Here is a 16,543-nt window from a genome sequence, read left to right on the forward strand (position 1 = left end):
ATGAAGTTGTTCGGAAAAAAGAAAAAGGAAAAGAAAAAAATAGAAGCAGAAGAGAGGGACGAATTGGAGCTAGAGGAGGAAGAGTTGGAAGAAGAGGAAATACCGACGCAATTAGACAATCAAACAACAGTGTTTGATGTTATTGCTCCAGAAGGAATGAAAATTGATGCAGAAGATTATGGGGTCATTAAACAATCTTTAGGAAGTAATACGTTCTTTCGTCCGTTTTATATTCCACGTGATGGGTACCCGCGTATGATGCAAACCAATTGGCTCAACATGTTAACTTCGGCTGGGGAAGTGGATGTCATGATCGATATTCATAAAGAACCAAAAGCTAAAGCAATGCGATCATTAGATATGCAGCTGACGATGTTACGTTCCAATCTTTCTTTCCAACGTACACGAGGAAACATTGACCAAGAAAAAGACTTAGATGCAAAAATTCAAGATACAAACAATTTAATGGATGAAATCCAGTTCAATGAAAACGACTCCTATATGGTGAGTACAATGGGTGTTGCTTACGCAGAATCAAAGAAAGAATTGGACGTTTTATGTGAGTATATTGAAGATGAAATGCAAGCATCTCACTTTAAGATAGCAAGTACTTGGAACCGTGTGAAGAGTGGTTTGAAAGCTACTATGCCATTAGGTGCACCAAATACACTGCAAGATACCTATCGAAATATCGATAGACGTGCGTTATGTACGTTTGCACCATTTGTATCAGGATCGGGGAGATTTAATGGTGGCATACCAATAGGAAAGAATAAAATTACTGGGCAAGTAGAATTTTTAAATTCATTTGGTAATGCAGATTATCGCCCGCCAAACTATAACATTGGTGTAACAGGGATCTCAGGTTCCGGAAAAAGTTTACTTTTAAAAATGAAATTAGCTCGTGAAACGTCACTTGCAGATACGCATGCAATGATTATCGATCCAGAAGGAGGTGCGACACGTTCCTAAGTGAAAAGCTTAGGCATTGTCGAACTTACAGTTCAACAGTGAACTGTCATTCCAAGAAGTCAAATGATAGGGTAACGCCTTGAAGGGCTTCCTTTAATACTCCGACATGCAGTGAAGTTAGCAAGAACTGAACTGTATGAAGCTCGGTGAAGTCGGTTGAGAGTTACCGTAATCCTATAGGATACGAAAGTCACTCAGAGGTGGGTGGTGTAACCTATAAACCGGAAGTCTATAAATTACCTATGGTTAGTATGCACTATGAACCAATAGAGTATGGTATGTGCGGACGAATCTCTGATGGTACGGGTCTATATCGGAAGTAAGTCGAAAGGCTTACTGACACAATTAGTGTCGCTACTGTGGATGAGTAAAACTCGCCTTTATGAAAGTCCATATATTGTTACAGGCAATATCAAGGTAGCAGGCTCATAGGAGAAACCTAACGGTATATGCACAGATAGGAATGACGGAACGTGGTAAGCTGTCAACACTGAGGGCTTGCTTCCGATGAAGTGGTTCTAGGGAAAACAATTGTAAATTGTATAACCTAGGTTTATGACAGTGAAAGTGGTGGCACAGTACCTATGAAACGTGTAATGAACGTGGAGGGATAGCCACTAGTCGATTGAAAACTGACTGTTACTTATGGTTGACATGGTTTCGAGTAAGACTAAAGAGATGTAAACCTCCAGTAAATAAGGGGAGGTTACAGCCCATGTTAAAGAAAACTAAACTAAGGCACAGTGAATATTACGACATGCAAAGAAAGTATGATGAGTTATATTCTAATAGCCTTAATGGTAACAATTTCTATAAATTAATTGATATTATCGGTTCGGAAGAAAATATTAGATTAGCATACCGCAACATCAAAACTAATAAGGGGAGTAACACGGCTGGAGTTGACAATTTAACCATTAAAGATATTTGGCACCTAAACGATACAAAGATTATTCATGAAGTTAGAAAACGATTAAATAACTATCAACCACAAGCAGTTAAAAGAGTCCTTATCCCAAAAGAGGGCAGTGATAAGAAGCGACCCCTGGGGATTCCAACAATTTGGGACAGATTAGTACAACAATCTATCCTCCAAGTATTGGAACCTATTTGTGAAGCTAAGTTTCATAACCATAGTTATGGATTTAGACCGAACAGAAGTACACACCATGCACTAAGTAGAGTTGTAAGTCTTATTAACATAGGTCACCAAAACTACTGTGTTGATATTGACATTAAGGGGTTCTTTGATAATGTATGCCACAAAAAGCTATTAAGGCAAATGTGGACTCTGGGAATAAGAGACAAATCACTTCTATGTGTTATTTCAAAAATCCTTAAATCTGAGATAGAAGGAGAGGGTATTCCCAATAAGGGTACTCCGCAAGGAGGAATTATTTCTCCTTTACTTTCCAACATTGTTCTAAATGAACTTGATTGGTGGATAAGTAGCCAATGGGAAACCTACAAACCTCACAGAATCTCTACTCGGCATTTAGGGTTTCGACAATATGCTAGGAAGTACACGAATCTAAAATGTGGTTATGTAGTGAGATACGCGGATGACTTCAAAATAATGTGTCGGACTTATGATGAAGCACAACGCTTTTATCATGCGACAGTTGATTTTCTCAAATCCCGCTTGGGATTAGAAATTAACCCCAAAAAGTCCAAAGTGGTTAATCTCAAGAAAAACTCGTCAGTTTTCCTTGGATTCAAAATCAAAGTGGTTAAACAAGGTAAAGCTAAATTTGGATATATTGCAAAAACCAGTATGTCCGACAAAGCTATTACAAAAGCTAAAAGACAACTAAAAGAACGAATCAAAGGAATTCAAAAGGAGCCGACTTCAGAGAAAGTTACTCAATTTAATTCAACCCTTCTTGGTATACAAAATTACTTTAAATATGCGGTTACAATTTACATGGATTTAACGGAGGTAAATTACTCTCTGCGAAGAGTCATAAGAACCAGACTTAGAAACAATATGAAGCACATGAAGTTCTGTGAAACATCTGTGAATTTTAAAAGGAAGACCAAAGGAATACAACCCAACACTAAGATTTACGCTGTACAGAACACTCCACTCTTACCAGTTACAGGAATACATCATAAAAACCCGTGGAATTTTTCGCAGGTTATCTGTAACTATACGGAAACGGGGCGTAATAAAGTACATAGTAATCTTAAGGCAATACCTAAGGATGTTCTCAACCAAGTTATGAGGACTTATTCGAAGAATAAAAGTATTGAGTACAACGATAATAGGATATCAAAATACGTTGCTCAATATGGTAAGTGTTATGTAACTGGTGAGGAAATTGGTATTGAACGTGTTCATTGTCATCACATTGTTCCCATTAAACAAGGTGGGGATGACAAGTACAACAACTTGGTAATTGTAGATTGGTTTATACACAAACTGATTCACATGACGAATCTTAATAAGATTACACATTACCTTCGGTCTTTTAAACTTAACAAGAAACAAATGGATAAACTGAATGTGCTAAGAACTAAAGCTGGAAATGAACCGATAGTAACATAATTTGATTTTAAAGTCAGTTGGAAACGATGGAACGCCGTATGCTAGGAAACTAGCACGTACGGTGTGAGGTGGGGGAAAAGGTGGAGATTACATCAAAGCCTTACCTATCATCATAATTCGTAAAAATTACAAAACGTCTAGGTGGTATTAATTTAAATATTTCACCTGAAAGTAATATCATTATCAATCCTTGTGCAATCGCTGTAACAGAACTTCAGATTACGGATAAAGATGAAGAGCTAGAAGCACTTGAACAATATGATAAGAAAGAACTTGTAGAGCGTGATGGCATGAAGTATGTGAGATTTGTACCAATTTTAGAGAAAATCAATGAAATACTAGGTTTCTTTGACATTATTATTCGCGGGCAAGACTTTGATCAACCAGGATTAAATGTATTCCAACGTACTATGCTAGAAGATGCAATCCGTGAAGTGTTTGATAAACATGGTATTACTTCACATCCTTCCTCTTTATATACAGATGAAGTGAAGAAAGTGGATGGACAGTTAATTCAGTCTCAAGTGAGAAAGCCAGAGCCAGAGTTAAAAGAAATCTATGATGTCATAGTAGAACATCATGGAGACGATGTAAAAGCAGAAGAGTTAATTGCTGCGATTCGACCATTCTTACGCGATGGTTCAAAACCATTATTTGATGGACAAAGTCATTTTGGTCGTGGTGTGGAAACACAGTTAAATGAATCACGCGTTGTTAATTTTAACATTAGTCATTTAGAGGAAGGGTTTTTAAAACCAATCGCTTTCCACGTTATCTTGAACTATATTTGGGAGCATTGGATTAAGAGTCCAGAACACGCTATCAAGCGAAAAGTATTATATGTTGATGAGATGTGGCAGTTTATCGACTATGAACAAACGGTTAACTTCTTGGAAAAAGTAGCACGTCGTTCACGTAAAAGAAATGCCGGTATGTGTTGGGCAAGTCAGGACTTTGTTCGTATTTTAGAAAATGTAAAAGCTCGTGGTATCTTGCAATCTACTTTCTCTTATTTCTTCTTAGAACAAAATAAAATTGATAAGAAAAAGATCCAGGAGAACTTTAACTTAACTGCTGGGGAGCTTGATATTATTCTCAACAACCCTGGAAAAGGAGAAGGGATTTTCCGTGTCGGAGATAGTTCGGTTTGGATTCAAACTGATCCATCTGACAAAGAAATGATGTTCATTGAATCAAATGAAGCGGTACTACAAGAGCTTTTAAACAATATGAAGAAAGTACAAGGTTACGCAGGATAATGGCGTACTCTTAAAAAGGAAGGTGAAATTATGCTTGAGAAAATAGTAGAGTGGGTCGGAGGCTTAATTATTGCTATAGTAAAGGCTTTTCTTAGTCCGGTGTATGCAACTTTGGATCCGCTGCCAGTTTTAGTGTTTGGAGGAGAGGGAACAGAAGGAAAGGGGACAAACTTAGATTTCTTATTTTCAGGTAATTCTCTAACCAAAGTATTAGACACAGGCATGCCTGTCATGTTCAAGCTTGTTGCTTTTTGTGTCCTTGTCAGTGTAGTTATTACGGCGGCAAAATATTCGGCAACAGCTATTAATCCAAATAATAGAACAGCATTAATAGAGTATGCGAAGGATTTGATGATCATTTCAATTTTTCTTTGGCACCTCGATTACTTCTATACACTCATATTTGAAATCAATTCTTGGATAATAATAGAGTTTAGAGACGCTGTTAATGTAGCAAGTGGGGGGAATTTTGATCCAGATAAGGGTACTAAATTTCTACAACCTGGATTTGGTGGGGCTGGACTTACCATTACTGAGCTGGGTTTGAAAGGTCATGAAAATGACTATATGTTTATTATATTTGGTTTGTTTATAGAAGCTGGTCTCATCGTCTGGGCAAACTTTTACTACTTAATGCGAGCGGTGTCACTATACGTTTTAATGTTAATTGGTCCGTTAATGGTAGGCATGTGGCTATTTCCACAAAAGAAACAACAGACATTATATTGGATACGTGAATTTATAGGAGCGGTGTTCATACAAGCAATTCATGCGATTACCTTATGGCTCATTATTTCTTTAATTGGAGCAGCAAATAGTCCGTTAATCAAATTAATTTTACTTGCTATGTTTATCCCAATAGGTGAGATTGTAAAAAGTTTTATTGGCCTTAGTACCAATGCATCAGGTGGCATTCATAGAGCAGGTACGATGATGGGTATGGGTGCTTTAGCAAGTGTGGCTGGACTGGTTAAAGGTGTTCGTGATGACTATCGTAATTCAAAAGCAAAACCTGATGATAAAGGGGATAAAGAAAAGACAAAAGAAGATGCTGATAACCCGAAAGATGCATTAGGAGCGAATTTAGGGACAGATGTTGGTACAACATCTCGTGCAGCTCGTATGTTAAAAGCTGGTCAAATTGGAAGTTCAATTGGTAAAGCGGCTGGTGGACTTGCAGGTATGACAGCAGGAGCTGGTCTTGGACCAGAAGGAATGGCAATAGGGACATTCGCTGGCAGTAAAGCGGGCGGATTTACTGGTGCAGTTACTGGAAGATCTGCTGCTGCAGTTGGCGAAGGGGCTGTAGCCTTAGGAAAACATATTGGTTCCAGTGTAAAGAAGGGTGCGGACACGTATTCAAATCTAAATGGCAAATCTTATCCGGAACTAACCGATGAAGATATCGCACAGGATTTAGCTACAAAAGACTTTGAAAATTGGAAAGCAGATAATCCGGATTCTGCAGTGGCAAGTCGCTTGAAACAAGCATTCCCTGGTGCGTCCGATGCGGAGATTGCTAAAAAAGTAGCGAAAACAAATAGTGATCAAATGTCTCGTTTCTCAAATCAGCGGAAACAGGATTTACAAAATATGAAGAAAGCCGCTACACCATATGGAAATGCTAGAGATTTAGTAAAGGCTGCAACGAATGCATTCCAAAAGGGGTATGAGGCAGACCATAAAGATACGTTTATGAGTCAGTTACCAGAAAATATGTCAGCAGAAGAGAAAGAGAACCATTGGAACGACCATCTGAACACAAAAGTAAAAGGATTTAGAAACCACGCAGAACAAGCTGCAACAAAAGCAGGAGCCATGCCAGTTGATGCGAAGGACAAACAAGGAAATAATCTGTTTGATAAGTCCTATGTGAATAAAGATGCGTTTGCTTCCCGACTTGCATTAGGAAAAGTCGGAAAAGCAGTCGAGGATGTAAAAGGAGAAACGTTGGAAAGTGGCCATCAAAATATGGGACAAGTCGGTGCTCTTGTCGGTGCTTCTACTGCTGCATTTAAGAAAGCGTATAGTGCAGACCATAAGGCTGGATTTATGAAACAATTCCCTGCAGATATGCCGCAACAAGAAAAAGAAGCAGCATGGAATAAGCATTTAGATCAAAAAGTACAAGGCTTCAAAAATTATGCACAACAAGCGGCGGAATCAGCTGGTATTGTACAGCAAAAAGACGGTACAAACTATGCGAATAAAGAAGCTTTCGCTTCTCATTTATCACAACAGTTACAAAAAGATCCTGGTTTAAATGCTATGGGTATATCCAGTTCGGCAGGTATTCAGAAGGCAGTTAATGGTGTGAAAACACACGGTTTGACAAGTGGAAATGGAAGTCAGCAAGCAAAACAAGTAAGTAATGTTGGGAACCTAGTACAAGCCTCTACAGAATCCTTTAAACAGGGCTATGCAGCAGAACAACAGGCAAGCTTTATGAAAAAGTTGTCTCCAACTATGTCTCAACCACAAAAAGAGCAAGCTTGGCAGTCGCACCTAAATGAAAAAGGAAATGAATTTAAAGCAGTTGCACAACAAGCGGCAGTACAAGCGGGAGCGATGCCCGTACAGGCAAAAGATACGAGTGGTAAGAGTCTACATAATCAATCCTATATTAATAAAGATGCCTTTACTTCGCAATTAACAAAAGGTTTACAAAGCCATGCAAGTCTTGGAAAGGTAAGCCAACAAGTAGGTTCTGGAATTACTAGTGCGATTCAAGGTGTTCGTTCACATGGTGTTGAGACAGGTGGCGCAATCAATAAAGCTGTATATGCAGCGACACAAACGCAAGCGAGTATAGCATGTGCAGGAGGTTTTTCCGTTGCGGAAATTGAACGCTCTTATGCAGATGCATCAACAAGTGTAGCGAACATTGCACAAAGTGCTGGTAAAATGTCTATCCCAACTTCCGCAGTGGGACGTATGACACAGCAAAGTACAAAACTCGGCATGAGTGTAATGGAAGGTGCGAAACACCTTATGCTTGCGGATCGCATTGATACAGTATCAAATGCATACTTAAGTGCCGCGAGTGCTGTACAACAATCCGGAGGGAATGCAGTACAAAGAGTGATAAGTGGGACTACTGCTGCTGTTAATACATCATTAGGTGGGAATGCAGCAGAGCGTCACTATAATGTGACAAAAGGCTTAAGTTACGCTGTAGGTGTGATTGGTGGTGCGGGCGCTTATCAAGCAACTGCACGTATGGTAAGTAAACATAATCCGTATAACAGTGCAGTCCGTACAGAAGCAAAAGAGATTCAGGAAATTCAACAGATGGTACCGACAACAACAGATCATACAGGCGCGCAATCGATTGTAAAAGGTGCCGTACGTCTTGTGACGACAAATAATAAATCTTGGATTGAAGCAAAAGACGCTAGTGGTATGACGCAAGTTGTATCTGGTTATGGTAGTGGAGATAGCAGTATACGATCTGGACAAGTCGTATATCAGGACTTAAATATTTCAGATGGACAATTAACGCAGTATCGTAATGGTGCGAAAGCATCTCCGGCTTATATACAAGATTCAAGTGGTGGAAAAATCAATATCAATCGCTCAATCAATGTAAATCCAAATCAATTAGTAGGAAACCAAAATCAAAGACCGTTACAACAGAAACCGGTATTTAATGAACCACCACTTACGGTCAATCACAAGGTAGACAATGGTCACTTCTATATGTCTGATTTAGACCAAGGTGGTTATAAGAATGTACAAATGGTGGTAGAAAGAGATCGTAGTTACATGGTTGCGACAACAACAGACGGTACAGTGTCACGTATTTCGCCATTCGGAAAAGGAGATACGCGTTTACAAGCAAACCAAAGGATTGAAAGAGCTTGTGAAGTGAAAGACAGTAGTATTAAGCCAAAAGAAGAAATTTTAGTCACACATACACAGGACGAAGTTGTTCGTACAGAGACGCATCTGAATTTATCAGAACATGACCCGCAAAATCTGATTCCATTTGCGCCAAATCCTCGCTTAGCGCAGCGAAGAGGAAGAAATTCTCAAAATGGAAAATATGGTGTGATAAGTCTATGAGTCAAAATCCTAACGATCCAAATGAACAGAAAAAAAGTAATCCTTTAAAAGATGTAGCTTCCCACTTTATTAAGAAAAAAGGGATGCAAGCGCGCGGGAAGATGGCAAAATTGGCAGGAAAAGCAGGAAGGGCGGCAGCGAAAGCTGCTGCCAAAATGCTAAAAGCAGGTATATTAAAAATTGTGGGTGCTGTTGTGGCAGCGGTTGGAGTACCTGCCGCTTTAATTATGGGAGTAATTATTGCTGTGTGTGTGATTTTAGTCTCTTTTGTACCTTTTACCGATGATGAAGGTAAGACAGAGGAACAAGTAAAAAAATATATGGAAGTTTCAATGGCATTGAATGTGGATTGGAAAGAGGTTGTCGCATTTGATATGGCGCGATACGATAATGATTTGACTGGTAAAGATCCGCACGATGCTATATCATATTTCTTGGATATCCAATATGAAGAATATACGGAAAAAGAGGTATGTGAGGCAGGACCGAATGGTCCTTGCGAAAAAAAGAAAAAGGAGATGCAAAAAACAAAATCTGAAAATTACTCCGGACCAGATGTAAAAAAGATATTAGGAGATACAGATTTTAAGAAAAAAATAGATGAGATTAATGCGAGTGGAAGTAAAAAAGTGACAACATCTTCTCATGGGCTAGAGAAAGCGATGGAACTCGCAAAGTTTAGTAAAAGTCAAAAAGAGCGTGCGCGTGAGATATTAGAAGCCGGGATGTTAGAAGGTATGTATGGACATCTTGCTCCTACTACTGGTGGATTTATTGGTGGTATGTGTGTAGGTAATGTGAGTCCTGGCGGAGAGCCTGTTAACCTTAATGCAAAAGTTACAGGATATCTTCCTAAGATTAAAGAAATGGCAGAAAAACATGGTGTTGCTCAATATGTTGGTATTTTGGCTGCCCAAATGATGCAGGAATCAGGTGGAGCAGGAAATGACCCGATGCAGGCTTCAGAGGGGCAATATGGAGATATGAGCTCATCTTGTATTGGTGTAAAGGGAAATGCTCGTGTAGGGTGTATTAACGATCCCAATATTTCTATAGAAGCAGGTGTACGGGAATTTAAAGATGTACTAGGAAAGGCCAATGGTGACATTGCACTCGCTTTGCAGTCATACAACTTTGGCGAAGGTTTTATTAGTTACGCTTTAGCAAAGGGTGGCTATTCAGAAGAAACAGCTATTGAGTTCTCAAGAAGTAAGAATCATTTAAATCCAGGTGGTTGCTCCGATCCGAATAACTTTCGAACCAAGGTAAATGCGTGTTATGGAGATTTTGTGCGCCCATAAGGGGGCAAGGAAAAACGGTGATTGCAAGCTGTTAGGTCAACCCTAAAAGACCTAGTATCACTTGGCTAACCTTGGAGGGAAACTGAAAGGGGACAACAGCATGCCAAGAAAGCCGTAAGTTGGCTAAACATCAAGTCAAGACTGAGCGGCAAGATATAAAGTATAGATAAGGATGAAGGCTAAACTGCTTGAATGATAGCACAAGGGAGGCCACCGTAACTAGTCTCGAAAGATGTTTATAAACGAGATTCAACAGATATCATAAAGATAGTATGAGTCATCTTATATGAATAGGGTTATCTGTTGCCCACTTCTATATGGAAGAAAAGTGTGAACGTCACATCCGACACTATACGTGCAAATTCCTTGTTTACTAAATGGGGATTGTCTAAGTTAGAATGCCTGCGAGGCTATTGAGGATAACTTCAAGATGTAACAGTCAAGAAGTATGGCTCATGAATATCTAATATGACAACGGAGCCTTCGTAGTAGTCAGAGCTAGGGAAAGCCTAGTACAGGGCGAAGGAAGGCAGTCTGTTAGCTTATTACCAAATTGGGGAGGTGCGAAAGGCACTATGCAATGTCCAAAAATAGTACTAAGCAATCTGCGAACGAAGAGTCTTAATAAGGAATATCAATATACAAGACTTTATCGTAATTTATATAACCCAGATTTCTTTTTATTAGCATACGATAATCTAAGTAAAAATGATGGCGCATTAACGATAGGAGTAGACCAAAGGTCTATTGATGGTTTTTCTATGAAGGAAGTGGAAGACTTGATAAGTGTTTTAAAAAGTAAAAGCTATCAACCATATCCATCTAGAAGAACCTATATTGAAAAGAAAAATGGCAAGAAAGGGCCATTAGGAATTCCTAGCTTTTATGATAAATTAGTCCAAGAAGTTATACGTATGATACTAGAAGCAATATATGATTCAAGCTTTTCTAGTTCATCACATGGATACCGAAAAGGAAAGGGATGCCATAGTGCGTTATTAGAGATAAAGCGCACATTTACAGGTAGTAAATGGTTTATCGAAGGAGATATTAAAGGATTTTTCGACAATATTGAACATCATACTCTAGTTACAATTCTTAAAAGAAGAATAAAGGATGAGGCGTTTATAGAGTTGATCTGGAAATTCTTACGAGCTGGATATTTAGAAGAATGGAAATTTCATAATACCTATAGTGGAGCACCTCAAGGTGGAATCATTAGTCCAATACTTTCTAATATTTATCTAAATGAATTAGATGCTTATATGAAAAAGTATCAGGATAGATTTGAATCAGGGAAAAAGCGACAAATAAATAAAGAGTATAGTAATTTACAGTATAAAGTGCGGAAGATTCAAGAGAAAATCGATACTGCCTATCTAAATGGAGAAGTAACACGAATTACGGAACTAAAAGAACAACACAAAGTTTTGAAAGGGAAGTTGTTACAAACACCTTATAATAATCCAATGGATGAAAATTATAGAAGGCTCAAATATGTAAGATATGCGGATGACTTTCTTATTGGAGTAATAGGTTCTAAAGAGGATGCAATTCTTATTAAAAATGAGATAGCTTCATTTTTGAAAGAAGAGCTAAAACTAGAATTATCTATGGAAAAGACTCTGATAACAAATGCCTTCAAGAAACACGCTAAATTTCTAGGATTTGAAATTAAAGTGTTTAAAAGTGAAGCAACACGTATTAACAGTCTTGGGAGAGCTTCTAGGGTTCTTAACGGTAAAATTCAATTAAAAATGCCACATGAGGCATGGATAAAGAAACTTCAAAAGTATCAGGCCATTAAAATGTGTGCCGATGGCACTTGGAAACCCCAGCCAAGAGGATATTTTCAACACAATGAAGATTTAGAGATTATCACGCAATATAATAGCGAAATTCGAGGTTTATACAATTACTATCGACTAGCTGAAAATGTGAGCAATCACATGCACCGCTTTGCATATTTCATGTATTATTCAATGTTGAAAACTTTTGCGTCAAAATACAGAACACGTACGAAACAAATTCGAAAGAAATACGAAAAGTACGGACAATTTACTGTACAGTATGAGACAAAGAAAGGAATGAATAAAGTTCATTTCATTGAAAGAAAGTTTCCAATGACAAGAAATTTATCACTAGAAGGAACAGACATTTTACCAAATACTCGGCATGTAATGAGTACGACTAAATTGTCAGATAGAATCAAGGCGGAAACATGTGAACTATGCAGAGCTAGCAATGTTGTGATACATATGCATCACATTAGGAGATTAAAGAATCTACGAGCAAAGTCAAATAAATCATATCTTGAACAACAAATGATAGCGAGAAATCGAAAGACTATCGCACTCTGTAAAGAGTGTCATATGAAAAGACACAAGGGCGAGATATAAAAATGCAGAAGACAGATGGAGAGCCGGATACATTGAGAGATGTAAGTCCGGTTCGGGGAGGAACATTTGGAAACCTATCACAGGAATGTAATAAGGCGCTGGATGTTTACTCTACACATATGTTTCCAAAGTTTTAAAATATTACAAGGATTTAGGTTGTGTAGCAAATGGAGATGGAGAATGGATTTCTGATAAAGGTTGGAAATGGCCAACGAAATCAGGGCGTATTACAGGTACATTTGATGAAATTCATAATAACAAACCGCATAATGCTGTAGATATTGGAGCCATGACCGCTGGAAAACCGGGAGACCCTGTATGGTCGATGGAAGCAGGAATAGTTACAGCTCAAACAGGATATGTAAACTACGGTGGTCTAGGTGTCTATATTGACCATGGAAATGGCATTTTATCCCGTTATTTACACTTGAGTAAGATTTCAGTTACTCCAGGAACTATGGTAACAAAAGGACAAATTATCGGGGAAATGGGTGGTTCTAACTATGTTGGTGGTGTTCTGAACATGCTTGGATACGCTGTCCATTTAGATTTCCAAATTCGTATAAACGATCAACCGATGGATCCAATGAAGTTCTTTAAGAAAAATGATGATCCAGGATTATCATCTGGTGGTTCTCCTACCATGACAAATGCTAAACGACAAAAGGTACTGGAAGAAGCGAAAAAATGGCTAGGGCAAGGAAAAGTCAGATATGTATTAGGAGACCGTAATCCACCAGGTGGCTCTTCAGATTGCTCAGGATTTACGCAGTATGTCTTTAGAACAAGCATAGGTGTACAACTTGGAGATTGGACAGGTGCTCAAGTCGGACAAGGTAAACAAGTACCAGATATCAATCATGCACAACCAGGGGATCTTATTTTCTATGAAAACCCAGGGCACGTTGCAATTTATATGGGGAATCAAAGAATGATTCATATTGGTGATAATAAAGGTGTACAAATTACAGGTCTAAACTATACGGCAAGAGGTCAACATATGACGCAAATTCGTAATGTTATAGACTGATTTGGGATGTGAAGAAATGAAGAAAGTCATGAATGTGTTAGCGAATCTGCCTCGTAAGTACTTAGTTATATTGGGGATTATTGTGTTGGTAGTAGGCGTTGCTACTTATAATACTATTCATCGTTACATGATGAAATCTCAAGTACAAGAGGAAGAGCAAGTCAATCAAGATGAAATCGAGATGCTTGGAGATAAGCCAAAGGGATTTGATACAAAGGAAGAGGAATATATCGCAAAGACAAAAACTGTAGAGGATTTACTACGAAAAATTTCTAATAGTAGTTATGATGTTCCGTATTTGTTTACAAAGGCTGGATTTGGTATTGAACCAATGAAGATGACAAGTAATGAGCGTATGCTGGCTACAGAAGCTGTTCAAAGGTATTTTCTAAATGGAGATAAGTTTTACAATGCGCGTATTACCAAAATTGATCGTGGGAAAAAAGTAGATACGTTTCATATTGAAGTTTTAATTCAACAGGTAAACTTCTTAGAACCACGACAATTTAAAGTGCAGGTAAACAAATATGCTCAAATTGTAACACCAATTGAACAAATTCCACATGGACAAGAAGAAGTACCTGTGGATTAAGAAGAAAGTGAGGGTTGTGGAGGAAAACACAACCCTTTTATAAAAAATAAAGAGTACCTAAAATTATTTATTGAATATTCATAATTTTCTGATATAATAAAACCATGGTTAAAAGAAATTTGTATATAACGCTAAATGAAATGGATATGGAGGAATACAAATGAGAATGTTAATTGGTACTGCTGCGAATTTTGTTTCGGGGTATTATATAGGACGAAATTCTGGATTATTAGGAACGTTGCTTGGCTGGGCTTTTCTGTTGGGTGGTGGCTATCTGTTAATAGAAAATTGGGATAGTATCACAGTATGGATGCATAGTTTGAATATTGTACAAGGACTAGATGGTTACGAAGACATGAGCAATGGCTTTATTTTTATCTGCTTAGTAGTAAGTGGCTTTATTCTCATCTTGTTGTCACCAATTTTCGTTATATTATTAGTAATTTGTTTCGTATTAATGAATATTGTAGCTTGTACACTTGTGTTATTAACATCACCAAGTACGTACATAAAGAAAAAAGATAAGGAGAGTGAATGGGAATGAGTACAATTCTAGTTTTAGGTGGATCAAATGGAAGAACGTTAGAGAAGTTGGCCAAAAAAAGAGACTGCCAGGTTATTTTCCATGATGGGAAAAATCACGGAGGCGTAAAGAAAACCTTTCGAAGTGTTATAAAAAAATGCGATGTTATTGTCATTCAAAAAGGTGCATGTGGCCAGGTATCTATTGATGTAGCAAAAGAGTACGCAAAGAAGTATGATGTCCCACTATTATTTAATCCAGGATTTGGTGGAACGGGTGCGCTTGAAATGGGATTAAAGCATTTGAAGGTTGCATGAGGTTTAATACATATCTATGGAATTATAATTGTTAAATTAACATATATAATATTAAAGAAAGTGGAGAAAGATAGTGTTTAAAGATATATATGTATTATTTCCACCAGAAGGTAAAGAAAGCATCGAATTTCAATTCTTTTTAGATATAGAGGGAGAGAAGTTTTACGAATTTTATAGGGAAAAATATAAAGACCCTATGTCCGATATATCTGTATATTTTCCAATGTTTCAAAATACGTATGAATCCTATTTAGAGGGATTTTTGTATCCGTATGTAAGTAGCTTTAAAGAAATTCGATTAGGACGGGATACATGGAACAATGAAGGCGTTTGGTTTGGTATTTATCAAGACGGAAGGGAACTGGGGATTCTTTTGCCCAGAGTTGATTTTACATATTATACAGGAGCTTTATCCTACAAAAATTGGCGAACAAAATAACTAAACAAAGTTTTTATTTATATACAAAAAAGGAGAAATGGGTATGACACAAACAGCAGTATATCGTTATACAGTTCCGTCAGTAGATGGAGAAGGCTGGGGGGTATTTCTATTCGATCAATCCGGAGTATTTACAGCTGTTACAGACTTCGGTAACTTTGCTCATTGGTTTTCATTAGGAAGAAACGAAAGTATAGAAAAATGTTTAATGAGCCGTAGACTGGATCAGATACTCTGCAAAATCGCAAAAGAAGATGTAGTTGATATTGAAGGAACCATTACATATATCAAAAAGAATTTGCTATATGATCGCAGGGAAGGGCGCTTTACAGAAGATGATGCAAGGACAGAATGGAAGCTTATTGAGGAATTACAGGTAGATTTGGAAGAGTACTCAAATGAAGTAGCATTTCAATATTGGTACGACAAAACAAAGATACAATTTGACGACGGTTTTTTTCAGTACAAATATCCAAGTGCAGCTGTTCGATTTTCAAATGAAACATTTGTGAGATTTCAAGAGAAATTGAAGGTGGAATTAAAAGAGGTGCAAGCATGAAGCCAACACTTGAAATGATAAAAGATGAACGTGGTGGAGTGGAAATGACTTATACAACAAGTGGAGGTAAGCAATGCTCTACTTACTTTACCGGTCCTCCAGAAGATATAGATCACGTTTGCTCGGATTATATGAAGGGACGTTTTGCAAATGTTAGAACAAAGAAGCAAGTTGATTTCATAAAACGTAGATATAAAGAAGCATATCAAACGGTATTTGGTGTGATGGACGGATTAAAGGTAGGCGACAAGGTAGTAATGCACACTTGCTTAGAGTCAAAGCGTTATGACGGAAAGGTATGGACTTGTAGGACAGATCAGTTTACAGCAGAGAGTGGCACGCAAGTGGTTTTTCTAGAAGAGTTTAGAGGGTACTTTGCAGTTAAGTTTTTACAACGAATTAGTTTGTTAGAAAACTAAGCAGAATAATTATGTGGGAGCGATTAGTAGCTGAAATGCTAGTTATCTAGCATTTTGTGCTTATTGTTGCTGTAATGAGTGGTATCGAAAAGATAAAGAAAGTGGAGGATGGAATTAAGA

The 16,543-nt window shown here is 37.8% G+C and carries 9 protein-coding genes and 4 pseudogenes; all 13 read left to right on the forward strand.

All coding sequences use genetic code 11. From position 1 onward, the window contains the following. A pseudogene (locus NZ044_RS29900) lies at positions 1-954 on the forward strand (hypothetical protein); the annotation flags it as partial. 733 nt (positions 955-1,687) lie between these two features. Then, positions 1,688-3,520, forward strand: coding sequence for a group II intron reverse transcriptase/maturase (gene ltrA, locus NZ044_RS29905; protein WP_252598036.1), 1,833 nt, complete (start codon positions 1,688-1,690; stop codon positions 3,518-3,520). A 116-nt stretch (positions 3,521-3,636) separates the two neighbouring features. Further along, positions 3,637-4,779: pseudogene (locus tag NZ044_RS29910) on the forward strand (VirB4 family type IV secretion system protein); the annotation flags it as partial. 30 nt (positions 4,780-4,809) lie between these two features. Next, complete coding sequence (locus NZ044_RS29915; protein WP_340950210.1) at positions 4,810-8,844, forward strand: hypothetical protein; 4,035 nt, start codon at positions 4,810-4,812, stop codon at positions 8,842-8,844. Continuing rightward, positions 8,841-10,133 (forward strand): annotated as a pseudogene (locus NZ044_RS29920) (lysozyme family protein); the annotation flags it as partial. The gene NZ044_RS29915 and the pseudogene NZ044_RS29920, both read left to right, overlap by 4 nt. Positions 10,134-10,720: 587 nt before the next feature. Continuing rightward, positions 10,721-12,544 (forward strand): reverse transcriptase/maturase family protein, encoded by a 1,824-nt coding sequence (locus tag NZ044_RS29925; protein WP_340950209.1) that lies wholly within the window; start codon positions 10,721-10,723, stop codon positions 12,542-12,544. A 112-nt stretch (positions 12,545-12,656) separates the two neighbouring features. Further along, positions 12,657-13,574, forward strand: a pseudogene (locus tag NZ044_RS29930) (peptidoglycan DD-metalloendopeptidase family protein); the annotation flags it as partial. Between the two features lie 16 nt (positions 13,575-13,590). Next, positions 13,591-14,166, forward strand: a complete 576-nt coding sequence (locus NZ044_RS29935; protein ID WP_000757469.1) for a hypothetical protein — start codon at positions 13,591-13,593, stop codon at positions 14,164-14,166. A 160-nt stretch (positions 14,167-14,326) separates the two neighbouring features. Then, complete coding sequence (locus NZ044_RS29940) at positions 14,327-14,710, forward strand: hypothetical protein (protein WP_001242521.1); 384 nt, start codon at positions 14,327-14,329, stop codon at positions 14,708-14,710. After that, the gene (locus tag NZ044_RS29945) at positions 14,701-15,006 is read left to right on the forward strand and encodes a DUF2325 domain-containing protein (protein WP_002204917.1); all 306 of its coding nucleotides are present in this window, start codon (positions 14,701-14,703) and stop codon (positions 15,004-15,006) included. The genes NZ044_RS29940 and NZ044_RS29945 overlap by 10 nt, the downstream gene beginning before the upstream one ends. Before the next feature lie 73 nt (positions 15,007-15,079). After that, entirely contained in the window at positions 15,080-15,445 is a 366-nt protein-coding gene (locus NZ044_RS29950) for a hypothetical protein (protein WP_098834246.1), read from the forward strand. Positions 15,446-15,488: 43 nt separating this feature from the next. Then, a complete protein-coding gene (locus NZ044_RS29955) occupies positions 15,489-16,004 on the forward strand; it encodes a hypothetical protein (RefSeq protein WP_340950261.1) in 516 nt (171 codons plus the stop codon). Then, positions 16,001-16,423: a hypothetical protein gene (locus NZ044_RS29960; RefSeq protein WP_340950262.1), complete on the forward strand. Its 423-nt coding sequence runs from the start codon at positions 16,001-16,003 to the stop codon at positions 16,421-16,423. Before NZ044_RS29955 ends, NZ044_RS29960 begins: the two co-directional genes overlap by 4 nt. Positions 16,424-16,543: the final 120 nt, after the last annotated feature.

Source organism: Bacillus sp. FSL K6-1338 (genome assembly GCF_038006965.1).
Taxonomy (GTDB): Bacteria; Bacillota; Bacilli; order Bacillales; family Bacillaceae_G; genus Bacillus_A; species Bacillus_A thuringiensis_S.